This window comes from Burkholderia sp. BCC0506, from assembly GCF_902833145.1.
Classification (GTDB): Bacteria; Pseudomonadota; Gammaproteobacteria; order Burkholderiales; family Burkholderiaceae; genus Burkholderia.
The window spans coordinates 39,575-64,244 of record NZ_CADFEN010000005.1; the positions used below are offsets into that span (position 1 = coordinate 39,575).

Here is a 24,670-nt window from a genome sequence, read left to right on the forward strand (position 1 = left end):
TCAAGGACATTGAGCGATGAAATTCGCCGCCAGCCTCTCGAAGCTTTTTGCCGCGATGCGCGCGTCCGATCCGCGTTCGCGTAATCGGCCCGTCGCGCTGCCGGCGCCGCTCATTGTCGCGCTCGAACCGCGCATCGTCTACGACGGGTCGGTTGCCGCGATGGGCGCCGTTGCCGTTGCGGCCGCGCATCCCGCTGCCGTCGATGCGCACGCCGCCAATGCGTCGCCCGACGCGGCACCGGCGGCCGGCGCCCAAGGCGGCGCGGCACCGTCGCACGCGGCGCACGGCGACACACCGGCCGCGGTGGCCGGCACGGGTGCCGTTCACACCACCGAATCGGCCGCGATGCGCGTGGTGCACGGGCTTGCGGAAGCCGGGGGCCAGCCGACGGACCATCAGGTGGTGTTCGTCAACGCGAACGTCGCTGACTATCAAACGCTTGTCGCGGGGCTGCCGCCGGGCACGCAAGTCGTCGTACTCGATGCGACGAAGGACGGGCTCGCACAAATCGAGCAGTATCTGCAGGCGCACCCGGGCATGAGCGCGATCCATCTCGTCTCGCATGGGGCGAATGGCGAAGTGCAGATCGGCAGTACATGGCTCGATCAGGCCGATCTGTCGGCGTATGGTGCGCAGCTCGCGCAAATCGGCGCGGCGATGAAGCCGGGCGGCGACTTTCTGATTTACGGGTGCGACGTGGCGCAGAATGCGGACGGCAAGGCATTCGTGCAGCAGGTCGCCACGTTGACCGGATTGAACGTGGCGGCATCGACCGACGTCACGGGTGCGACGTCGCTGGGTGGCAACTGGACACTTGAGTACGACGTCGGCGACGTGCATACCGGTGTGGTCTTCTCGACATCGGCCGAGCAACAGTTCGATCACGTGTTGTCCGTCTTTGACGAGACGTATGACAGCCAGGTCGGATTCGACACCGGTACGACGGCTGTCGCGTCCACCACGCTCGACGGTCTCGTCTATACGGGCGATCGGTCGGTCGAATATTCCGTAGTCAACGGGTCGCTTCCCGCGAGCGGCGCTGGCGGCGAGTTCATCGTGAACGTACAGGGCACGCAGATGTCGTCGCTGACGATCCAGCGGCAAGACGGCGCATTGATGGCGGTACAGAGCTTCGACATCGATGTCTTCCTGAGCTCGAAAGTGACGGTCCAGGCACTCGACTCATCCGGCAACATCATCGGCAGCGTCGTGCTCGATATTGCCCACAATGGCAGCAGTTCCGTGTTTCACGTCGACCTGTCCGGAAATGCGGCGTTCTCCCAGGTCAAGAGCATCAAGCTCGTGGAGTCGAGCAACGACGGCGGGTACCTGTCGCCGACGCTCGACAACTTCGTTTACCTGGCGCCGTCGTCACCGCCGACGCTTACCGCCACGGGCGGCGCCACGTCGTTCGTGGCCGGCGACAACACGGCGTCGACGCCGGTGGCCGTCGACACCGGGATCACGCTGACCGACGGCAATTCGACTACGGCGGTGAGCGCGACCGTGGCGATCACGGGGAACCTGCATACCACCGAAGACGTACTCGGATTCACGAATACGAGCGCCGCCACATACGGCAACATTTCGTCGACGTACAACGCGATCACCGGCGTGCTGACCCTGACCTCGTCGGGTGGCACGGCGACCATCGCGCAATGGCAAGCCGCGCTGCGCGCGGTCACGTACACCGATACGGCCGTGACGCCGAATTCCGCCACGCGAACCGTCAGCTTCGAGATCACGAGCGACGGCCATACGTCGGGCAACACCGTGACGAAGGCGATTTCGGTGACCGACACCGACCAGACGCCGATCGTCGCATCGACCGGCGGCACGGCGATCTATCGTCCGGGCACCGCGGCCGTGACGATCGATGGCGGCATTTCGGTGAGCGATCACGACAACACGACGCAAGCGTCGGGCACGGTATCGGTATCGGGTGGCTTCCACAGTGGCGATACGCTCGGTTTCGCGAATACCGACCCGGCACGGTTCGGCAATATCGTTGCGTCGTACGACGGAGCGACAGGCGTCATGACGCTTACGTCGGCGGGTGCCAGTGCCACCGATACGCAGTGGGCCAACGCGTTGTCGGCGGTCACGTTCTCGAGTACGAGCACGATGCTCGGCAATCGCACGATCTCGTTCGCGACGAGCGACGGCTCGAAAACGAGCGTCGCCGCGACTGACACGGTCAGCGTCGTGAGTTCGGCACAAGTCACCACGGATTCTGGCTCGGCGGCATTCGTCGCCGGAGACAACGTGCTGTCGACGCCGGTGCCGATCGATTCGGGCCTGACGGTGTCCGATACCGCTACCGGCACGCTCGCATCCGCGACGGTGGCCATCACGGGCGGCTTCCACAGCGGCGAGGACATTCTGTCTTTCGCCAATGACGGTGCGACGATGGGCAACATCACCGCGTCGTACAACGCGGCGACGGGTGTACTGACGCTGACGTCCGCGGGCGCATCGGCGACGCTCGCCCAATGGCAGGCTGCGTTGCGTTCGGTCACGTATACCGACACGCGGGTGACGCCCGACGCGACGACACGCACGGTCAGCTTTACCGTGGTCGACAGCGTGAGCAACACGAGCAATACGGCCACGCGCACCGTGACGGTGACGGACACGGATCAGACGCCGATCGTCACGACGACGGGCGGTACGACGAGCTACGTGGGCAACGCACCGGCCGTCACGATCGATGGTGGCGTTTCGGTCAGCGATCTCGACAACTCGACGCAAACGTCGGGCACGGTCGTGATCGCGAACGGATTTCACAGCGGCGATGCGCTGAGCTTCGTGAACACGAGTTCGGCGCTGTTCGGCAATATCGGTGCATCGTACAACTCGGCGACGGGCGTGATGACGCTCTTTTCCGCGGGTGCGACGGCCACCGACGTGCAGTGGGCGAACGCACTGTCGACCGTGGCATTTTCGAGTACCAGCACGACTTATGGCAACCGGACGATTTCGTTCTCGACGAGCGACGGCGTGAAGACGAGCACCGTGGCGACCGATACGATCGCGATGACGGCGCCGCCGAAGCTCACGACCGATGCGGGCGCGGCATCGTTTGTGGCGGGAGACAACACGGTGTCGACGCCAGTGGCGGTCGATGCGGGCCTGACGGTGACCGACGGCAGTGCCGCCACGCTCGCGTCGGCGACGATTGCGATCACCGGCGGCTTCCACAGCGGCGAAGACGTGCTGGGCTTCGTCAACGATGGCGCGACGATGGGTAACATCATCGCATCGTACAACGCATCGACGGGCGTATTGACGCTGACCTCGGCCGGGGCGACGGCGACGCTCGCCCAGTGGCAGGCCGCACTGCAATCGGTCACGTATACCGATACGGCCGTCACACCGAACCCCGCAACGCGCACGGTCGGCTTCACCGTGCTCGACGGTGCAGGCAATGCGAGCGCCACGGCCACGCGCACGATCACGGTCATGGACACCGACCAGACGCCAATCGTCACGTCGACGGGCGGTACGACGAATTATGTCGGCGGGACGTCCGCCGTGACGATCGACGGCGGCATTTCGGTGAGCGACCTCGACAACACGACGCAATCCTCCGGGACCGTGGCGGTGACGACCGGTTTCCACAGCGGCGACACGCTGACGTTCATCAACTCGAACTCGACGACCTTCGGCAATATCGTCGGTTCGTATAACGCGGCGTCTGGCGTGCTGACCCTCACGTCGTCGGGCGGCACGGCCTCCGATGCGCAATGGGCCAATGCCCTGAGGGCGGTGACGTTCTCGGCCGGTGCGAGCGCGCAGCCGGGCAACCGCACGATCGCGTTCACGACCACCGACGGCATCAAGACGAGTGCGGCGGCGCTGCATACGGTAAGCGTGCTCGGGCCGCCGACGATTACCGCAGATTCCGGCTCGGCATCGTTCGTGGAGGCAGACAACACGATATCGGCGCCAGTGGCGATCGATCCGGGCATCGCGCTGAGCGACGGGATCTCGGCGACCCTGGCCTCGGCCACGGTCGCGATCACGGGCAATTTCCACAGTGCGGAGGATGTGCTCGCGTTCGTCAATACGAGCTCCACGACGTACGGGAACATTGCGGCGTCCTACAACGCGACGACGGGCGTACTGACGCTGACCTCGGCCGGCGCGACCGCCACGCTCGCGCAATGGCAGAGCGCGCTTCAGTCCGTCACGTATACGGACACCGCGGTCACGCCGAACACCGTGACGCGGATGATCAGCTTCGCGGCGGTCGACACCGGCGGTTATACGAGCAATACGGCGGTGCGTGCAGTCACGGTCACGGGCACGGATCAATCGCCGGTGCTGGCGACCACGGGCGGGACCCGCTATGTGGGCGGCACGTCCGCGGTGACGATCGACGGCGGGATGGCGGTGAGCGACCTCGACAATTCGACGCAGTCGGCCGGAACGGTATCGATCTCCGGAGGCTTCCACAGCGGCGACACGCTGGGCTTCACGAACACGAGCGCAACGCTGTTCGGCAACATCGTCGCATCGTACGACGCGGCGACGGGCGTACTGACGATGACGTCGGCCGGCGCAGTCGCTTCGAACGCGCAGTGGTCGCATGCGTTGTCCGCCGTGACCTTCTCGAGTACGAGCACGGTGTACGGCAATCGCACGATTTCGACGGCGGTGAGCGACGGTACCAAAACCAGCGCGGCGGCAATCGATACGGTGGCCATGACCCCGCCGCCGCAGATCACGACCGACGCCGGCTCGGCCGCGTTCGTGGAGGCGGACAACACGGCGTCCACGCCGGTGGCGATCGATCCCGGCCTGACGCTGAGCGACGGGAGCAGCGCCACGCTGGCGTCGGCAACGGTTGCGATCATCGGCAGCTTCCACAGTGGCGAAGACGTGCTGGCGTTCGTCAACGACGGCTCGACGATGGGCAACATCGTGGGCGCGTACAACGCGGCGACGGGCGTACTGACGCTGAACTCGGCCGGTGCGACGGCCACGCTCGCGCAATGGCAGAGCGCGCTGCAGGCGGTCGCGTACACCGACACGGCAATCATCCCGAGCACGGCGACGCGTACCGTCGGCTTCACGGTCGTCGATGGCGGCGGCAACATCAGCGGCACGGCGACACGCATGGTGACCGTGACGGCGACCGACCAGACGCCGATCGTGACGACCACGGGCGCGACCACGAACTACGTGGCCGGCACGTCCGCGGCGCAAATCGACGGCGGTATCTCGGTGAGCGATCTCGACAACCCGACGCAGTCGTCCGGAACCGTGGCCGTGACGGCAGGTTTTCACGGCGGCGATACCCTGACGTTCGTCAATACGAATGCGTCGACCTACGGCAACATCGTCGGTTCTTACAACCCGGCGACAGGCGTGCTCACCCTCACGTCGTCGGGAGCGACTGCAACCGATGCGCAATGGGCGAGCGCATTGCGCGCGGTGACGTTCTCGACGAGCGTCAGCGCCACGCCGGGCAACCGCACGATCACCTTCGCCACCAGCGACGGCACGAAGACGAGCGTCGCGGCCAGCGATACCGTCTACGTGATCGGGCCGCCGCATATCGCGACCGATCCCGGGTCGGCCGCGTTCGTCGCCGGCGACAACACGGCACCGACGCCCGTCGCGATCGACCCGGGACTCGCTCTGACGGACTCCGGCGCACCGACGCTTGCGTCGGCCACCGTCGCGATCACCGGCAATTTTCACGCTGGAGAAGACGTGCTGTCGTTCGCGAACGATAGTGCGACGATGGGTAACATCGCCGCGTCGTACGACGCGGCGACGGGGGTAATGACGCTGACGTCGGCTGGGGCGACCGCGACGCTCGCGCAATGGCAGAGCGCACTGGCCTCGGTGACGTACACCGATACTGCCGTCACACCGAATGACGCAACCCGGACGATTGCCTTCACGGCAGTCGATACCGGCGCGATCGCGAGCAATACGGCGACGCGGGCCGTGACGGTGACCGATACCGACCAGACACCGATCGTGGCGATGCCGGGCGGCACGGCGTCGTACGTGACCGGTGCATCGGCAACGGTCGTGAATCCGGGCGTGAGCGTGACCGATCTCGATAATGCGACGCAGTCGTCGGCCGTTATTGCGATTGCGGGCGGTTTCCATCCGGGCGAAGACGTGCTGGCGTTCACGAACGCCGATGCAGGTGCGTTCGGCAACATTTCCGCGTCGTATGACGCGGCCACGGGCGTGCTCACCCTTGCATCCGTCGGCGCGACGGCGACCGACGCGCAGTGGGCGCGCGCGCTGTCGAACGTGACGTTCGCCACCAGCGGCACGCACTTCGGCGATCGCACGATCACGTTCGCGACGAACGACGGTGCAAAGACGAGCGCATCGGCACGTACGACCGTGACCGTGCTCGACCGGCCACATGTCGACACCGGCGCGGGAGCGGCTGTCTTCGTCGCGGGCGACAACACGGCATCGACGCCGGTCGCGGTGTCTCCCGGCCTGACGCTGAGCGATGGCAGCAGCACTGCGCTGCGTTCCGCGACGGTGGCGATCACGGGCGGTTTTCATCCGGGCGAAGACGTGCTCGCATTCCGCAACGATGGTTCGACGATGGGCGACATCACGGCCAGCTACGACGCGGGCACGGGCATGCTCACGCTGACGTCCGCCAGCGGGACGGCGACGCTCGCGAAGTGGCAGGCGGCGCTCGCATCGATCACCTATACCGACACGGCGGTCACGCCGGACACCACGACACGCGTGGTCAGTTTCACGGTGACCGATGGCAACGGCACGGCCAGCGATGTGCAAACGCGCGGCGTGACGGTGGCCGATACCGACCAGACGCCGCGCCTGAGCGTCGGCGGCAACGCAACGTATGTCGCGCGAGCATCCAATCCGGTCCCTGTGGCGGTCGCGCCACAGGTCGCGCTGAGCGACCGCGACGACGCGACGCTGACGTCGGCCCGGGTGTCGATCGGCAGCGGCTTCGATGCGGCGCACGATACGCTGTCGTTTGCTGGCAGCGCCGCGACGGGGGACATCGGCGCGCGCTACGACGCGGCCACCGGAGTACTGACGCTGACCTCCTCCAGCGGCAAGGCGACGCTCGCGCAATGGACCGCAGCGCTTCAATCGGTCACCTATGCGGATTCCGCGCTCAATGCGGCAGGCAGCCGAACGGTAACGTTCACGGTGAGTGACGGCGTGAAGAGTAGCGTCCCCGTGTCGACCACAGTGACGGTCGTCGCGGGGCCGTCGGGCGGTGTACCAAACGTGCGGGAGCAGCCGACGATCATCGCGTCGCCCGGCCCGGCATCGCCTGCCGGGTTGGCGGGTTCGGACAACACCGCGCCGCCGGACGTGCTGCAGGAGCTTGAAGCGCCGCCGCGGATCGGATCGGTGCCGGTGGTCCCGACCATCACGTTCCAGGATCCGGCCGCCCCGCGAGACGCGCTCCTGGTCAACCGCACTACGGTATCGCGATTCGACTTCGCGGCGCTCGACGCAACCCTCGCCGCGATGCCGCTGGACGCGCCGCTGCCGTTGCCCGACATGTCGTTCCCGATCGCGACGGACGAACCGTTCTCGATCGACGTGGCGACGCTGCTGCCGCCGTCGGACGCACTGCACGGCGGCGCGCAAGTCACGGTACGGCTCGCAGACGGCCGGTCACTGCCGGGCTGGATTCGCTACGACGCGGCCAATGGGGTGTTGCGCGGCAAGCTGCCGCCGGGCACGCAGGAGCTGCACGTCTTCATCCAGACGCGCGACGCGTCCGGCCACGCGACCCGTCGCGAGATCGTACTGGCGCCTCATGCACACGGCGACGCGCATCGCGCCGCTCATCCGGCCGGACCCGGACATGCCGCCGGGGAGGGCGCCGGGCCGACGGCCGCGCATGCGATACGGCCGCCGGGCAAGCCGTCGCTCGATCATCAGTTTGCGCAGGCGCGTGCCGCGTTGCACGTGCCGCCTCCCGGCGACGCGGTGCGTCGTCTATGAATTCCCGTCCAGCGCCGATAACCATGAGATCACAAACGTCCGTTGTCGAAGTGATGCCGTTGCCCGTCCTTGCCGCGCGCGCCGTGCCCGGGCTGCGTTCGCCGCGCCTGCCGCGCGTGTCACTGCTCGCCGTTTCGGCAGCCATGGTCTGGCTGTCGGGCTGCGCGGTTCACCCGACGCCGTTTACCGACGCGGAGCGCGTGCAGACCGTGCGCGAGGACCGCGCCGCGATGTTCGCGAATCAGCCGCCGCTGGCCGGGCCGGTCACCCTGCAGGAGGCGATGGCGCGCGCGATCCGCTACAACCTCGACCATCGGCTGAAGATGATGGAAGAGGCGCTTGCGGAAAAGCAGCTGGATCTCGCGAACTTCGAGATGTTGCCGCGCCTGACCGCACAGGCCGGCTACACGACACGCAATCGCCCGCTCGCATCGTCGTCGCAGGGGCTCTTCACGGACACGCAGGTCGTGCCGCCGTCGTATTCGACGGACAAGAACGATCGTACGGCCGATCTGTCGTTCTCGTGGAACCTGCTCGATTTCGGCGTCAGCTATTTCGAGGCGAAAGAGCAGGCCGATCGCGTACTCGTCGTCGAGCAACGCCGGCGCAAGGTCGTGCAGTTGATGATGCAGCAGGTGCGCGAGGCGTACTGGCAGGCCGTCGGCGCGCAGCGCATGGCATCGCGCGTCGGCCCGCTGCTTGCACAGGCCGGACAGGCGCTCGCCGCGTCGCGCCAGTCGCAGCTCGAAGGCTTGCGCTCGCCGCTCGACACGCTCGCCTATCAGCATGCGCTGCTCGACATCATGCGCCAGCTCGAAGCCGTGCGCGACCAGCTCGACGAAGCGAAGCCGCGCCTCGCGTCGCTGATGAACATCGCGCCCGGTACCGATTTCCTGCTCGCGCCGCCGGAGCGTTTCGTGGTGCCGAGCTTCGATATGCCGATGGAGCGCATGGAACAAACGGCGCTCGAACGGCGCCCGGAACTCGTCGAGGCAAGCTACAACGAGCGCATCAGCGTCAACGAGACGCACAAGGCGATCGCGAAGCTGCTGCCGGGCATCGAGCTGCAACTGGGGGCGCATTACGACAGCAACAGCTTCCTAGTCTATCACGCGTGGCGCGCGGCCGGCATCAACGTGAGCTGGAACCTGCTGAACGTGCTCAATGCGAAGAACATTCGCGGCGCGGCCAAGGCGCAACTCGACGTCGCACATGCGCAGCGCCTCGCGCTGTCGATGGCCGTGCTGACGCAAGTGCACGTCGCGCGCGCGGAACTGGGCGCTAGACAGCGGCAGTTTGATCTGTTCAAACAGATCAACGACGTCGACGGTCAGATACTGCAGCACACGCACAACGCGACGATCGCGAACGCGCAAGGCAGGCTCGAGGAGATTCGCGCCGCAACCTCCGCGATGATGTCGGAACTGCGGCTGTATCAGAGCTACGGCGAACTCGAAAGCGCATATGGTCAACTGCTCGCGACGCTCGGGCTCGATCCCGTGCCGTCCTTTGCGCGCGATGCGGATTTGCAATCGATCGAGCAATCGATCGATACCGAGCAAGCGCGTTGGGCGCAATTCGGCCACGCGGACGGAGTAACGACGCAATGAATCGATGGTGCAGGGCAGGGCTATGGAGTGCCGTCCTGATGGTGGCCGCTCATGATGCCTGGGCGGCCGGGACGCCGGGCGGTGCGACTGCGCAGCGGACGATGGCCACACCGGGCGCACTCCCGGGTGTACCAGTGGTGGCGCCGACCGTCGCGCACGCTGACGACGACGGCCGGATCCGGGTTCAGCTCGTCGCACGCGATCAGGTCGATATCTCGAGCGAGATCAGTGCGAAGATCGCATCGCTCCCGTTTCGCGACGGCGATGCATTCCGCGCGGGGCAGACACTCGTCTCGCTCGATTGCTCGCTCTACGCGGCGCAACTGCACAAGGCGCAAGCCGAGGCGGAAGCCGCCGGGCAACTGAAGCGCGTCAACGATCGGCTGCTGGAGTTGCATTCGATCGGGGCGGTCGATGTCGAGCAGGCCAACGCCAAGGCGAAAGCCGGCGCCGCCGAGGTCGCGTACATGCGGGCGACGGTGGGTAAGTGCAGGATCTCCGCGCCGTTCGACGGACGGGTGGTCAAGCGCAGCGCGTCGGCCCAGCAGTTCGCCGAGCCCGGCAAGCCGATTCTCACCATCGTCGACACCGGTCACCTGGAACTCAAGATGATCGTGCCGTCGAAATGGCTCGCGTGGCTCAAGCCGGACCATCCGTTGAGTGTCTCCGTCGACGAGGTCGGCAAGACGTATCCGGCCACGGTCGCCCGAATCGGCGCACGCGTCGATCCCGTCACGCAGACTGTCGACGTCACCGCCGCGCTATCCGCCCGCCCACCCGAGCTGCTGCCGGGCATGAGTGGCTGGGCGAGGTTCGCCGGCGCTACCCGCTAGTCGCAAGATGAATGCCCCACTGCAGGTCGACGCGAATGCGATCGCCGTTCTCTGGCAGTTGTCCGCCCGCGCGCGCGAGGCGCCGAGCGAGGAGACGCTCGGCTTCGTCATGGTCAATGAGTCGCTGTCGCTGGTGCCGTATCGCCAGGCGGCGTGGTGGCGGGCGCCGGGACCCCTGCCGGGTGCGGTCGCGGCGGTGTCGGGCTTGCCGCAGAGCGATCCAGGCACGCCGTACGTGCAATGGCTCGGTGAAGTCTGCCGCACACTTGAACGGCAGTCGCGGCCAGCAGGGGCGCCGGAACAACCGCCGAGTTCGGCGCTCCCCGGCGACGAGGGCGGCGCGTCCGCATTTCCGTATGCGTTCGACGCAGGCCGCCTGCCGGCGACGCTTGCGGACGACTGGGCCACCTGGTGGCCCGCACAGGCGTTGTGGGTGCCGCTCGTCGATCGGGCTGGCCGTTCGTTGGGCGGTGTCGCGTTTGCGCGCGAGCAGCCATGGGCGCCGGTCGAACAAGCGCTGCTCGCGGAACTCGCCCGTGTCTGGACCCATGCGCTTGCGGCGTTCGCGCCGCGGGAATCATGGCTCGAGCGCGCGCAACTCGCGCTGCGCGCCGGCAAGCAGCGGCGCCGCGCGCTCGCCGCTGTCGCCGTCGCGCTGGTCGTGCCGGTTCCGTTGACGGTGCTTGCACCTGCTGAGGTCACGCCGAAGGATCCGTTCGTCGTGCGCGCCCCGCTCGACGGCGTCATCGATCATCTGTTCGCGCAACCGAATCAACGGGTCGCCGCGGGGGCGCCATTGTTCGCGCTCGACTCGACGGCGCTCGCGTCGCGTTATGCGCTCGCGAACAAGAATTACGCGACGGCCGAGGAGGAGTACCGCCAGACCGCCCAGCTTGCGGTAACCGACGACAAGGACCGGCTCGACATGGCATTACGCAAGGGCAAACTGGATCAGAGCGCGGTCGAGCTCGACTACACGGCGCGCGAACTCGCGCGCGTGAGCGTGACGGCAACGCGCGCTGGCGTGACTGTGTTCTCGGATCCGAACGACTGGAACGGGAAGGCGGTGTCGATCGGCGAAAAAGTGATGTTGCTCGCCGATCCCGCGCACGTCGAACTCACCGCGTATGTACCCGTCGCCGACAATGTCGACGTCGTGCCCGGCGCGACCGTGACCCTATATCCGAAGAGTTCGCCGCTCGACGCGTACGACGCACGCATCGATACCGTGGCCTACCGCGCCGAACCGACGCCCGATGGCGTCGTCGCCTACCGTGTGAAAGCGACGTTCGCGGGCACGGCGAAGCCGCCGCTCGGCATGATGGGCACCGCGCGCATTCACGGCCGCTGGGTGCCGCTTGCCTATTACCTGCTGCGCCGACCGCTCGCGACGGCGCGGCAGTGGCTCGGCTGGTAGCTGCGCGTGGCCACCGCTTTCACGGAATCGGGCGCATCGATGTCACGTCTTCCGCCTCTTCGCCAGGAACTGACGCTGACGCGCGGCGCCTCCACGCCGGACGGCGCGCCGACCTGGATGCTGCACGACCCGGCGGCCCACCGGTTCTTCCAGATTGGCTGGCCCGCGTTCGAAATGCTCTCGCGTTGGTCACTGGGCGACCCGCAGGCGATCGTCGCGTCGGTCAACGCGGAAACGACGCTGCACGTGACGATCGACGAGGTCGAATCGCTCGTGCGCACGCTGCATCATCAGCACCTTCTCGTCGCGGCGAGCGCGGCGGATACCGGCCGGCTTGCGGGCGCTGCGGCGGCGAGCCGGCTTTCGCATGCGATGTGGCTGCTCAAACATTACCTGATGATTCGCGTCCCGCTGTGGCGACCGATGCCGTTCCTGCGGCGCTTCGCCCGCCATGCGGAGATCGCGTACCGGCCCGCGTTCTGGGGCGTGGTTGCGCTCGTGGCGCTCACGGCCCTGGTACTGGTGTCGCGCCGTTGGGACGAGTTCGTTCATACGTTCCACGGCTATGCCGACCTGCGCGGCGTCGTCGCGATCGGCATCGCGATAGGCTGTGCCAAGGTCCTGCACGAGTTCGGGCACGCGTTTACCGCATATCGGTACGGCTGCCGCGTGCCGACGATGGGAATCGCGTTGCTCGTGATGGTGCCGGTGCTCTACACGGATACGACCGAAGCGTGGAAAGTACCGGGCCGCGCCAACCGATTGCGAATCGGCGCGGCCGGCATGCTGACCGAGCTGGTCCTGGCCGCGTTCGCGACGCTGGCGTGGAGCGTGTTGCCCGACGGGCCGATGCGCGCAGGCGCGTTCCTGCTGGCGACGACGACCTGGATCGGCACGCTGACGATCAACGCTAGCCCGTTCATGCGCTTCGACGGCTATTTTCTGCTCTCGGACTGGCTCGACATGCCGAACCTGCACGACCGCGCGTTCGCGTTCGGTCGCTGGTGGATGCGCGAGCGGCTGTTCGGTTTCGGCGATCCGCAACCGGAGCCCTGCGCACCGCGCCGCCGGCGTTTCCTGATCGCGTTCTCGTTCGCGACGTGGCTCTACAGGCTCGTCGTGTTTTTCTCGATCGCGCTCGTCGTTTACCACACCTTCTTCAAGGCGCTCGGGTTGGTCCTGTTCGGCATCGAGTTTGGCTGGTTCATCGCGCGGCCGATCGTACGCGAGAGCATGGCGTGTTGGCAGCGTCGCTCGGCGCTGCGGTGGCGCCGCGAAACCCGGCGCACCGCCGTCGTCGGCGTGGCGGCGATCGCGCTGCTCGTGTTGCCCTGGTATGGCGGGATCGGCGCGCCTGCCGTGGTCGGCCCGCTGCGCGCGCAGGGACTCTACGTACCCGAGGCCGCGTATGTGACAGGCGATGCGCCGATCGCCCGCGATGGCCAGCACGTGCGCGCGGGCGACGTGCTGGCCGTGTTTGCCTCGCCCGACCTTGCGCATCGGCTGCAGGCGGCACGGGTTGCCGATGCACTGCTGCGCTGGCAGCTCGAGCAGCAACCGTTCGACTCACGGTTGCTCGAACAGGGTGTCGCGTTAAAGCGTCGCTCGGACGCGGCGCATGAAACCGTTGCGGGGCTCGCGGCACAAGTTGCGCAATTGACGCTGCGCGCGCCGTTCGACGGCGTCGTGCAAACCGATGGCACACTTGCGACCGGTACGTGGTTGCCACGCGGCGAGCATGCATTCGACGTCGTCGGGCCGGCCGGCGTGAAGGGCGAAGCATTCGTCGGCGAAGAGGATGCGATGCGGATCTCGGCCGGCGACCGCATCAGCTTCGTTGCATCGCTACCCGAATTCGACGCGCTGGACTGCCGGGTCAGTGCGATCGATCGCGTCAATGTCGCCACGCTCGACGCGCCGGCGCTTGCAAGCGTCTATGGTGGTCCGCTGCCCGTGCAACTGCAGCCGGGCACGCATCAGCTCGTGCCGCTCGCGGCGACCTATCGCGTGCGGATAGGCGATTGTCCCGAGAACGAAGCGTGGCCGCGCGAGATCGTCGGCACGGCGACGATCGGCGGCGCGCGGCAAAGCCTCGCGTGGCGCATGCTCGCGTGGTTGACGTCGGTGGTCGTGCGCGAGAGCGGCGCGTAGGTATTGCGACATCGGCGGACGCGCGGCCCGCCGGGCGGCAGCGTCAACCGGCATGGCGTCGGCTGTCGAGCCCGGCCGATCACCCTTCGTATTCCCGATCCTGCCTGACGGGCCGGCCGACGGCACAGCCTGTCGTGTGTTCCCCAAACCCCGAGCGGCCCCATTCGCGACATTGGCGCCGGAACGCCCTTTTCCTGCCCGCGGAATGTTCCGGTGAACGTACAGGTCGTCGAAATAAAAATGTAATGTTTTGGAGCGTGTGGCGCGACCGGATACGAAATGAATAACAATCGAATGAATTATTGACGAGGACTGTGAGATTGCCTCGTTATATTGTTGATGATCAAGGTGCGATACGTTTAATTTCGCGTGTAAGTCATTGATTCATATTGGGTGGCTGTGTTTTTGTGCGGGTGCTTAATCTTGCTGTAAATGCAAAAAATCACCTGCGTCCAATTGCCTCGAGCGATTTGAGAATTATCTTGTCGATCTCTCAAACGTATCCTATTGTCTCCAATGCAGAGAAAATAACGACGTTTATTTCTTAAACAAACGAGACGGAGCGAAGAGACCATGTCGACGAACAAGACTGCCCCCAGTCAGGCACTTCTCACCCTCGCGAAAAATTTCAAGCTCGATGTCGAGAGACTTTCGCGCGGAGAAACCGTTGCGGCGACGATTGTCGTTTCCACACCGCAGGAAATGAAAAAGCTTCTCGCGATTCCAGCGACACCGGAAACGTACGACGTTGTTGCAAAGACAATGGCGCTGAATGGGGAGGCCCCCGATTCGTACGAAGCGGGACTGAAGCATTTCTCTGCCTATGCGTGCGGCGTATCGAATCTCGATACGTCGATCGGGAGTGCCTTTTTCAAGAAACGCTTCCCGATGGAAATCCGGATGGTGGCGTCGTCGCAAATCGAACTGACAAGCGACTACGTCGTGAACCCGGGGTCGCCACCGGTCTACATCGCGTGCGACGAATTGATTTTCAACGGCGGATCGTACGTGATACAGAGTACGAACTTTACGCTCTGGGTCACGTCGCAGTTGACGATCGAGTCGTCGGGCTCCCGGCCGTATCACATCGGGATTCTCGGCTCGCCCGGCGGCCCAGGGTCGAACGGGGCGAACGGCGGCACGCAATCGCAGGCGCCCAACGGTCAGAATTCGTCGCCGGCATCGCCCGGGGTCTGCACGGGGTCGGGCAGCGGCGGCAATGGTACGGTCGGCAACGCCGGGTACAACGGCGGCGCGGGCGGAAACGGAATGAATGGCGTCGCGAGCGTCGTTGCGAACATCAACATTGCGAATTTCGCTTCGCCGCAGGCGCCTCTCGTCGTATTCGGCATGTCCGGTACCGGCGGTAACGGAGGAAATGGCGGCAATGGCGGCACGGGCCAGCAGGGAGGCAACGGCGGAAATGGCTGCAATGCCGGATGCGAGGGCACCAACGGTGGCAATGGTGCGAACGGCGGAGCAGGCGGCAATGGTGGAAATGGGGGCAACGGCGGAAACGGCGTCAATGGTGGAACGATCTACCTGAACCTGAATCCGTCCCAACAGTCAGCGAATTTTTACACGTACATGAGCCAGCAAGCGGCGCCCGGACAAGGTGGTACAGGCGGGCTGGCGGGGCAGGGTGGTGCCGGCGGAACCGGCGGCAGCGGCGGACACAGCAGTTCCGACGGCACCAACGGCAATACCGGTGCGTTGGGCAATGCAGGCGCGAATGGCGCGCCCGGCGCCGCCTATGGTACGCCACCCCAGCTCATGCCCGGCAACTACAAGGCCCCGTCCAACAGCGAGCTGCAGATCGAGGTTCGTTCATGACCCCGGAGATCCATGCACAGGAGTTGAGATATTCGCTGAACGGGAACGGCTACGTTTGCCTCAAGGTGTTCGTCGTCAAGCGAATCTCGACCATCAACCTGAAGACGCAGCCGGTCTATCTGATCAAGACCGTGCTGAAGGTATCGATCTATAACAGCCAGGATTTCAATATCAATCCAGGGCCGGTGACCTCGTACATGAATTACCCGGCCATGTTCAGCTTTACCAAGTCGTTGACGTGCAGCGCATCGTCGCAGTCGGCCAATTTCAAGCTGTTGAACTATTCGCCGATCACCGTGAATTCGTCGATCACGACGTCCCGCAGCGACGTGACGGACAACACGCAGACGAACTCGTCGCAACAGTCGGTCGGCTCGAGTTCGTCACAGACCAACTCGTTCGGTGTGGACGTGCAGGCGGGCTGGATGATGGAGTCGCCGCTGTTGTCGATCGGCTTGAGTTACGACCACGCGTACACGTCGGCCAACAGTCAGGAGCGCACGACTGCGCAGGGCAGCAGTGCGTCGCAGCAGAACGGTATCGCCGATTCGTACAGCATCAAGGACTGGGGGATTTACGCGAAGGTCAACCGCGAAAATCTGCAGACGACCTGGGTATGCGCGCAGGAATACCCGTGGGATATCCTCCAGTATCGAAGCGCCGACGGCACCGGCAACATCGATCTGCCGCAGCCGATCGTCGACCGGATGCTGGTCGGTGATTGCGTGTTGCCGCCGTCGCAGCTTTCGCAGTTTGGCACCGACTTCACATTTACCGCCGACTGGAGCTTCATGCCGTCGGAGTTCAACGTCGACGTCACGACACCGCTGCTGTCGTTCGATATCGATACGGCCTACGTGCTCGGCTCGCACCAACGTACCGGGGACGCACCGCCGTACTCGCTCGCGGCATCGCTCGGGCAGTCGACCACCGATTCCACTTCGCTCGCGCTGAGCTGGTGGCAACTCGAATGTCTGGCGCTGGATGCGATCGTGCCTGGCCGTAACGACGCGAGCGCGAATTTCGACAAACTGCCGGCATCGCGCTTTCCCGCAGACGGTTCGGTGCCGCTGGTCGTGATGTCGCCGACCAATACGTTGCTGTGCGTCGCGCCAGGATTCAGCCCGGGCATGATCGTCGACGTCGCGAAGAACGACGCGACGTATACGCTGGCGTTCAAGGTCCTCGAAACGGTCGGCGAGATCACCCTCTATCTGAAACACTGGAAGCTCGATCCGACCGGCGTGGTGGTGAATATCGAGGTCAACGGCGCGGCGTTGCCCGCGCAGTACGTCGACGCGGTACAGGGTGCCGGGGGAATGGCAAACCGTACGGATATCACGTTGCGCTCCACCGACTACATGGCGGAGGATTTCAGCGATTACCTGGTGGTAGGACTGAACACCGTGGTGGTGACCGTGTCGGCGAGCGAAGCCGGTGTGCCGGCGGACACAGCGCGTTATTGCCTCGCTGCCGTCGTCGTGTCCTGAACGTGCCGCACTCGTATGGAAAATCGCTGAAACGGTATTCCGCCAAGGAGCGGGTCGCAAAGACCGCGCTGGCGATTCGTACCGTCCGTTCGGCAATCAAGAAACCAGGTAGCGGCAGCATCCTGTCAAAGACGCGCGTGCTGAAGGCGCACGATCCGAAGCGCAAGATCGCCAAGCTCGAGGACTACATGAAGGCGGGGATGAAAAAGACCTTTCCCGTCGTCTACCGTGGCATCTGGGACGCGCAGGATGAAATTGTTCGCACGTCATTGATTACCGACCTGCTGGTCGGACTCGAAAAGGCGGGGCTGAGCAAAGGGGAGATGGCGCGGCTCAAAACGGCAATTGACGGGTTTTCCAGCATCCGGCTCCCGACGCGCTGGTCTGGCTTCAAGCTGAAGGGCGGCGATACGGTACTGGGATTCAGTGAAATGCAGCATCCCACGTCTGCCGGCAAGGGAATATGGATACCGTCGAAGTCCAGCTTCTCGAAGGCGCATACCGCGCTTGACGAAGCGCGCGTGAAGGTGGCACTCGACGCGATTAACACCTTCGTCGTGAAGGACAAGAACGGTGCCGTTACGCTGGCTTCGGGGGTCGCGATCGAGGATATCGTGAAGGCCGCGCTCATTGCGGCCGGTACCTTCACGCTGAACTACTTTACCGCGCCCGCGCTTGCGAGCAACGTCGATGCCACTGCTTCAGGGAAAGTGAAGAAAGCGCAGACGCAGGCCCGTGAATTCATGAAGGATCAACTCGAGAGCATCGGCGCGAAGCGCGCCGCCGGCTCGACCAGTATCGCGATTCCGAAGCTGAACCTTCCGACGCGCGAGTGGAAGCCGGACGCACTGAACCCGGGAGAGGTCAGCCCGCGACGAGGATCGCCGATCAGTCTGTCGGTGGCAGAGCTCAGTTGGGCGGTCGAATAGTAACCGTACCGAGGCACGTGCATGGTGCTTCCCGACCGGCTTGAACAACCCATGCATGCAGCGGGATCTGGACGCGAACCATGGAACGTGTAGTCATCACCGGCATTGGTATCGTCTCTTGCCTCGGGCAAGACCTGGATACCGTCGCCACGGCATTGCGCGAGGGGCGCAGCGGCGTGGTGCGCGACCCGGAGCGCGAGGCGCTCGGTTTTCAGTGCGCGCTCACGGGGGCGATCACCGGGTTCGATCCGGCGGACAGGCTGAGCCGGAAGGATCGACGGGGGATGGCGGAGCCCGCGTTGTACGGCGCGGTCGCCGCGCTGCGGGCGCTCGACGATGCGGCACTGTCGCGCGACGCGCTGCGTCGACCGGAAGCCGGCGTAATCGTTGGAAACGACTCCAGTGCGGATGCGGTGCGCCGCGCATGCGACGACACGCGCAATGTCGGTACGACGCGCCTGCTCGGCTCGTCGGCGGTGGTCGAGGCGATGAATTCGTCCGCGAGCATGTGTCTGTCGGTTCTCCTCGGGACGAAGGGCGCGTGCTGGACCGTGTCCGGCGCGTGCTCGTCCGGTGCTCATGCAATCGGACAGGCCAGCATGTTGATCGAAAGCGGCCGGCAGGACATCGTCGTGGTCGGCGGCGTGCAGGAGCTGAACTGGGCCGGGATGTGCGCGTTCGACGGACTGGGCGCCTTTTCGACATGGAGCGGCGAGCCGGCACAGGCATCGCGGCCGTTTTCCGCGAATCGCGACGGGCTCGTGCCCAGTGGAGGCGGCGCGATGCTGGTGCTGGAATCGCTGCGACATGCGCAGGCACGCTCGGCCCGCGTGCGTGCAATCCTGCGTTCGTACGCATTCTCGTCCGACGGCCGGCATCTGACGCTGCCGGACGGAGAGGGCGCGCGGCGCTGCATGCGCGACGCGCTGAGATATGCGGACCTCGTACCCGCAGACATCGACTACGTGAATGCGCATGCAACTGCGACGCCGTCAGGGGACGTTGCCGAGGCTGCGGCGATTCTCGACGTGTTCGGCGACGCGCGGCCGCCGGTGTCGTCGACGAAGGGGATGACCGGGCATGAGTGCTGGATGGCCGGTGCATCGGAGGTCGCGTACAGCCTGCTGATGGCAGAGCACGGATTCATCGCCGCGAACGCGAATCTCGTCGAACCGGATCCCGCGTGCTCGGCACTCGACCTCGTACGGCAGGCACGCGATGCACGCGTGCGGACGATCATGTCGAACTCGTTCGGATTCGGCGGTACGAATGCAAGTCTTGTTTTGGAGGCCACACCATGGTGACGAATCCCGTTGAGATTCAGGCGATCGTTCAACGCGTCCTGATCGAGGTGTTCGAGTTGAACGTAAATGCGATCGTGCCGGAAGCTCGCCTGAAAGAAGATCTTGATCTCGACAGCCTGGATGCCATCGATCTCGGTGTGGCAATCGAGGAGGGGCTGGGTATCAAACTCAATCAGTCCGCGTTGGCGCCATTGCGCACGGTCGGAGAAATTCAGGCGTATTTGATTCGCTCATTGACCTGACACTTGTCGTGGCGGGCGGTGATCGAATGTGAGGCGCCGTTCGCATAGCCGTTACGTGATACGTGATGCCGCATGACGTTCGCTGCCAGCCGTTACCTTGACGGTAGAAGGCTTCCCGGGAAAGCGGGTTTTACGGCGCAGTCCGGGATTGCCGAGGCTTCCGACCGGGGCGGTGCTGTGCGCGGCCCCTATCGCGCCCATCATCGACCTCAGCACAGCGGCGACCACGCTTCAGGCAGGCAAATCGTCGAGGTCGTCGACGCGCTGGCGGAGGTGAGTGCCCAGCGGTTGGCGGCTCCCGACAGGTGATCCGGTTCAGTGTTCTCGGTCGGATGAATGGGCGCCGCTCATCCCGGGGGAGCGTTGCAGCTTTGGCGAATGTTCATTCCCGGAGAAGCGGCGTGGCAATTGCCACGCCGTTTTGCGTGAACGCGCGAAGTCGGTCAGTCAGTGCTGCGTTGCCGTTCGTGGACGGAATTCGTCACGCGTGCGCCCGCCCGAGCGAGCGCAGATACATCGGCACCTTCGCCTTGGTCGTCACCTGAACCCGCGACATCAGCGCGTGATCGATCCGATCCAGCCCATAAGTGCGCGAAATATCCTGCTGCAACCGGCACCAGAGGTGCCCGGCCATCTCGGCATCGACCATCGCGCGGTGCGCACGGCCCGATTGCGGCAGCCGCAGCATCTCGGCCAGGCTCGACAGGCGGTGACTGCGGGCGTCCGGATAGATCCGTCTCGCCACCAGCATCGTGCACGCAAACGCATGGTCGGCCGCCATGCCGAGCAGCCCCAGTTCCGACTGCCAGAAGCGCTTGTCGAAACCGGCGTTGTGGGCCACGACCGCATGCTTGCCGACGAACGCGGCCGCTTCCTTCATGACTTCGGACGCGGGTGGCGCCGCCGCGATCATGTCGTTCGTGATGCCGGTGAGCGCAACGACATCGGACGGGATGCGTCGGCCGGCATTCATCAAACTCTGGAAACGGTCGACGACTTGCCCGTCGCGCAGCAGGATGACGGCAATTTCGGTCGCACGGTCGCCCAGATTCGGCGACAGGCCGGTTGTTTCGAAGTCCAGTACCGCGACGGTTTGCATGGTTGAATTCGGTTGCTTCATCGGAGGGTGTCGAGTGTGGCCGAGAGGGTAGCATCTTCGGGCGCGCGGACGGCGAATCCATCGCGCGGCGAGCGGGCTGGCTGCCGATTGACGATAATGAAAATCCCGCTCCAGGCCAGTCGGACATGTTGCCGTGACTCAACTGACGCTACCCGGATTCGATGTGCCGCCGCCGGTTCCCGTGCACCGCTTCTTTTTCGCCGCGATGCCGGATCCGGCCACGGCGGTGCGCATTGCCGGCATGGCCGATAACATGCGGCTGAAGAAGGACAGGCCGGTGGGCACCGAGCGTCTGCATATCACGCTGGGCTCGCTGGGCGACTTCGCTTACGTGCCGGACGCTAAGCTTGCACGGGCTCGCGCGGTCGCGGACCGCATCGATGTGCGGTCTTTCCCGGTGAGGTTCGACAAGATCGTCAGCTTCAACGGGCGGCCCGGTCGTCAGCCGCTGGTGCTGATGGGGAAGGCCGGTCTGGAAGACGTGATCGATTTTCGACGGCAGTTGCGAGACGCGTTGAAACGGGTCGGCGTGCCTGTTTTTCCCTCGAGTTTCACCCCGCACGTGACGCTGCTGTATGGCGCACAGAGGCCCGACGAGTACAGGATCGAACCGATTACGTGGACCGTGTTCGACTTCGTCCTGATCGATAGCTGGCTCGGCAAGTCGCACTACGACGTGTTGGGGCGCTGGCCGTTGGGGACCGGCAGTGCATCGGGACGATCTTGATGCCGCAAGTGCGCTGCCCCGGATCGAGCGGCACGCGCGGCAGAAACGCGACGGCTTCAGGTGGATCGGCGGATGTCGATCGTGGTTCGGTGTGCGACGATCCGGCACTCGGCGGGTAGCCAGCCCCGCGATGGAGCGGGCGCGTCGCGGCGATGTGCAAGCGACGGTGGTGTATCAGGCGGATGGCGGACGCGCGTTGGCCAGCGCCGCCGCTCGCTCGATCGCCCGTCGCGCGACGTCGCGCACGCCCGCGCTCATCGGCAAATCGTCGCGGTCGAGTGCGTCGATGCCGAACCAGCGCGCGTCGAGCGCATCGTCGCCGGCGGCCGGCGTGCCGCGCAACCATCTGCACAGCACCGCGACCATGATGAAATGCTGGCGCACGGCGCCGTGCGCGTCGTAATCGAACCGTCCAGTGCGGTAAAGGCGTCGAGCGCCTCCACGTCGACTGTCGTCTCTTCCGCGATCTCGCGCACGACCGCATCCGCGAGCGGCTCGCCCGGCTCGATCTTGCCGCCGGGGAAGCCCCAGCAGCCTGCATCGGGCGGATTCGCGCGGCGCACGAGCAGCACGTCGCGTTCGCGCAGCACGATGCCGATCACGGCTGGGACGGGGCGCAAGGGTGTAGCGTTGCCGGTTGCGGACGTGCCGGTTGCGGACGTGCCGGTGGTGGACATGGGCGTGTCTACCCGTCGGTGCGAACGAACGCGTGGGCAGGCACGCGGCTCATCGCACGTCCCCGGTACGCTGTTCGATCGCGCGGATCACGGCGACCATGTCTGCCGCGCCATGTCCTGCCTGCTCGGTCTCGGCGTAAAGCGCGTGGCAAATGTCGAGCAGCGGCGACGCGATGCCGATGCCGCGCGCGGCTTCGGCGACGAGACGCGCATTCTTCAGCACGTCGGTGATCGCGGCCTGCACCGAGAAGTCTTCCGCGACGAGCTTGCCGAGCTTCACGCGCGACACGTCGCTGGCCATCGGGCCGGCGTTCAGCACATCGGCGAAGCGGGCGAGCTCGATACCGTGACGTTGCGCGAAATGCGTGGCTTCGGCGAGACCGGTGACCATCGTGATCAGGAACAGGTTGACGGCGAGCTTCATCGTCAGCGCCGACGGCACGTCGCCGCACACGAAGCTGTCGCGGCACAGCGGCTTCACGAGCGTGCGCACGGCATCGACGTCGTCCGGTGCGCCGGCCAGCATCACGACGAGCTGACCGGCTTCGGCCGGCTTGCGCGAGCCCGATACCGGCGCCTCGACGTAGCGGCCGGACGCGGCGGCGATTTCGTCGGCGAGCGCGCGCGAGTATTCGGGCGCATTCGTGCCCATGTTGACGATCGTGTGTCCGCCGACCCGGGCGGCAAAGGCGGCCGTGCCGCGTGCGAGCACGGCATCGATGGCCGCGTCGTTCGCGAGCATCAGGATCACGGTGCGGCAGGACGCGAATACGTCGTCGATGCCCTCGGCCACCCGTGCGCCGGCGGCGCGCAGCGCGTCGTCGCTGCCGTGCGAACGGCTCCACACGACGAGCGGCGTGCCGGCCCGCGCGAGATTGAGCGCCATCGGCGTGCCCATCACGCCGAGGCCGATGAATCCGACTGCGGTTTGCATGGTACGGCTCCCACGGTGGGTGAGACGATCGTGGGCGTCAGTATCGCAGCGTTTTCATACGCCCGCCATCCGGCCCGCGCGACCGCGGAAGCCGCGTCGTCGTCGCTACGCGAGGTCCGCCAGGTACGGCCACGGATAAATGCCGCGGGCATGGCCGTCGCCGAACAGGAAGCGGACACCGTAGCCGAGCGCTTCCACGCCGTCGAGCGTCAGGTCGGGCCGCGCGTCGACGTGGCCGCCGTCGAGCCGGATCTTTCGGCATTCCGCGCACGGGCAACCGCCGCGCAATTGCACGTAGTCGATACGTTGCGACGCGCCGTCGGACCAGCGCAGCGTCAGTGTGCGCGCCGGGTGATCGAGTGCGATTTCGGTCGGCGCGATCATCGCGATGCCTCGTCGATCTGTCCGATCGCGATCCGCACGGCCTTGCGGACGTCGGGGTCGCGATCGTCGAGTGCGTCGTGCAGCGCGGGCAGCGTTGCGCGGTCGCGCAGTTCGCCGAGCGCAAGCGCGGCTTCCTTGCGCAGGTTGCTGATCGTATGCGAGAGCAGCGCGACGACGGCCGGCGCCGCAGCCGCATCGCGCAATTGCCCGAGTGCGCGCGCGGCGCGCAGGCGCACCTGCCAGTAGTCGTCGTCGAGCGCGGCGACGAGCGGCTCGCGTGCGGTCGCGATGCGCAGCTTGCCGAGCGTGGTCGCCGCTTCCTCGCGCACTTGCCATTCGGCGTCACGCAGCGCCGCGAGCAACGCGGTGACGACGGTGGCGTCGCCCGCCGCCGCAAACCCGATCGCGCCGACCGCGGCGCGCCGCACGTCCGCGTCGGTGTCCGCGGTCGCGACGCGGGCGAGCGGCGGCAGCGCGCGGTCGTCCTTCAGCCAGCCGAGCACGACGACCGCCTCCGCGCGCACGGCCGCGGCGCTCGCGTCGAGCGCGCGCAGCGCGGGCGCGAACGCGTCGGGGTCGCGCAACTCGCGCAAGCCGCGCAGCACGGCGCCGCGCACGAACGGCTCGGACCGGTCGGCCCATCGGCACAGCACGGCGCCCGATGCGGCGTCCTTCAGTTCGGACAGGCTCTGCGCGGCGGTCGTGCGCACGCCGTCGTCCGGGTCGAGCAGCGCGCGGCACAGCGCGTCGACGACATCGGGCTGCTCCCACGCGCCGAGCACGTGCGCGGCCTCGCTGCGCACGTCGGCCGACGGGTCGTCGCGTAGCGCCGCGATGAACGACGGCACGAGTTCGGGCGCCTCGAGATCGGCGAGTTCGAGCAGCGCGATGCGGCGCACCGACGCATCGGCTGCGGCGAGGCGCGCGACGAGCGCGGCACGATGGGGGTGTTCGGCGTGTTCGGCGGCCGGCACGCCGGGCAGCGGAATAGCGGAGGAAGAAGCGGTCATGGGAAAAAGTCGGTGCGGTGAATGG

At 65.9% G+C, this 24,670-nt stretch carries 14 protein-coding genes and 2 pseudogenes; 11 read left to right on the plus strand and 5 right to left on the minus strand.

Features of this window, described 5'->3' with window-relative positions; genetic code table 11:
- The first annotated feature begins 16 nt into the window (after window positions 1–16).
- The 10 genes from HWX62_RS12740 (at window position 17) to HWX62_RS12785 (ending at window position 19,793) form a co-directional block, all read left to right on the plus strand.
- Window positions 17–7,984, plus strand: a complete 7,968-nt coding sequence (locus tag HWX62_RS12740; protein WP_175928859.1) for a DUF4347 domain-containing protein — start codon at window positions 17–19, stop codon at window positions 7,982–7,984.
- 23 nt (window positions 7,985–8,007) lie between these two features.
- The gene (locus HWX62_RS12745) at window positions 8,008–9,594 is read left to right on the plus strand and encodes a TolC family protein (protein ID WP_244136035.1); all 1,587 of its coding nucleotides are present in this window, start codon (window positions 8,008–8,010) and stop codon (window positions 9,592–9,594) included.
- A 38-nt stretch (window positions 9,595–9,632) separates the two neighbouring features.
- Complete coding sequence (locus tag HWX62_RS12750; protein WP_244136036.1) at window positions 9,633–10,427, plus strand: efflux RND transporter periplasmic adaptor subunit; 795 nt, start codon at window positions 9,633–9,635, stop codon at window positions 10,425–10,427.
- A gap of 7 nt (window positions 10,428–10,434) precedes the next feature.
- Window positions 10,435–11,844, plus strand: a complete 1,410-nt coding sequence (locus tag HWX62_RS12755; RefSeq protein WP_175928861.1) for an HlyD family efflux transporter periplasmic adaptor subunit — start codon at window positions 10,435–10,437, stop codon at window positions 11,842–11,844.
- Between the two features lie 39 nt (window positions 11,845–11,883).
- The gene (locus tag HWX62_RS12760; protein ID WP_175928862.1) at window positions 11,884–13,995 is read left to right on the plus strand and encodes an HlyD family efflux transporter periplasmic adaptor subunit; all 2,112 of its coding nucleotides are present in this window, start codon (window positions 11,884–11,886) and stop codon (window positions 13,993–13,995) included.
- A gap of 573 nt (window positions 13,996–14,568) precedes the next feature.
- Entirely contained in the window at window positions 14,569–15,828 is a 1,260-nt protein-coding gene (locus HWX62_RS12765) for a hypothetical protein (RefSeq protein ID WP_175928863.1), read from the plus strand.
- Complete coding sequence (locus HWX62_RS12770) at window positions 15,825–17,318, plus strand: hypothetical protein (protein WP_175928864.1); 1,494 nt, start codon at window positions 15,825–15,827, stop codon at window positions 17,316–17,318. The genes HWX62_RS12765 and HWX62_RS12770 overlap by 4 nt, the downstream gene beginning before the upstream one ends.
- Window positions 17,319–17,320: 2 nt before the next feature.
- A complete protein-coding gene (locus HWX62_RS12775) occupies window positions 17,321–18,247 on the plus strand; it encodes a hypothetical protein (RefSeq protein WP_175928865.1) in 927 nt (308 codons plus the stop codon).
- 80 nt (window positions 18,248–18,327) lie between these two features.
- A complete protein-coding gene (locus HWX62_RS12780) occupies window positions 18,328–19,551 on the plus strand; it encodes a beta-ketoacyl-[acyl-carrier-protein] synthase family protein (protein ID WP_175928866.1) in 1,224 nt (407 codons plus the stop codon).
- Window positions 19,545–19,793 (plus strand): phosphopantetheine-binding protein, encoded by a 249-nt coding sequence (locus HWX62_RS12785; RefSeq protein ID WP_175928867.1) that lies wholly within the window; start codon window positions 19,545–19,547, stop codon window positions 19,791–19,793. The genes HWX62_RS12780 and HWX62_RS12785 overlap by 7 nt, the downstream gene beginning before the upstream one ends.
- A 481-nt stretch (window positions 19,794–20,274) precedes the next feature.
- Here the strand turns inward: HWX62_RS12785 and HWX62_RS12790 are convergent, their stop codons facing one another.
- A complete protein-coding gene (locus HWX62_RS12790) occupies window positions 20,275–20,892 on the minus strand; it encodes a 3'-5' exonuclease (RefSeq protein WP_175928869.1) in 618 nt (205 codons plus the stop codon).
- A gap of 154 nt (window positions 20,893–21,046) precedes the next feature.
- Between HWX62_RS12790 and HWX62_RS12795 the strand changes: the two genes are divergently transcribed.
- Window positions 21,047–21,640 carry a 2'-5' RNA ligase family protein gene (locus HWX62_RS12795; protein ID WP_175928871.1) on the plus strand — a complete coding sequence of 198 codons (594 nt, stop codon included), beginning with the start codon at window positions 21,047–21,049 and terminating at the stop codon, window positions 21,638–21,640.
- A 174-nt stretch (window positions 21,641–21,814) separates the two neighbouring features.
- Here HWX62_RS12795 and HWX62_RS12800 read toward each other — a convergent pair.
- The 4 genes and pseudogenes from HWX62_RS12800 to HWX62_RS12815 all read right to left on the minus strand — a co-directional run bounded on the left by HWX62_RS12800 (window position 21,815) and on the right by HWX62_RS12815 (window position 24,645).
- Window positions 21,815–22,317, minus strand: a pseudogene (locus HWX62_RS12800) (NUDIX hydrolase).
- A gap of 49 nt (window positions 22,318–22,366) precedes the next feature.
- Window positions 22,367–23,263 (minus strand): annotated as a pseudogene (locus tag HWX62_RS12805) (NAD(P)-dependent oxidoreductase); the annotation flags it as partial.
- Between the two features lie 93 nt (window positions 23,264–23,356).
- The gene (locus HWX62_RS12810; protein WP_175928874.1) at window positions 23,357–23,635 is read right to left on the minus strand and encodes a DUF971 domain-containing protein; all 279 of its coding nucleotides are present in this window, start codon (window positions 23,633–23,635) and stop codon (window positions 23,357–23,359) included.
- The gene (locus HWX62_RS12815) at window positions 23,632–24,645 is read right to left on the minus strand and encodes a HEAT repeat domain-containing protein (protein ID WP_175928876.1); all 1,014 of its coding nucleotides are present in this window, start codon (window positions 24,643–24,645) and stop codon (window positions 23,632–23,634) included. Before HWX62_RS12815 ends, HWX62_RS12810 begins: the two co-directional genes overlap by 4 nt.
- Window positions 24,646–24,670: the final 25 nt, after the last annotated feature.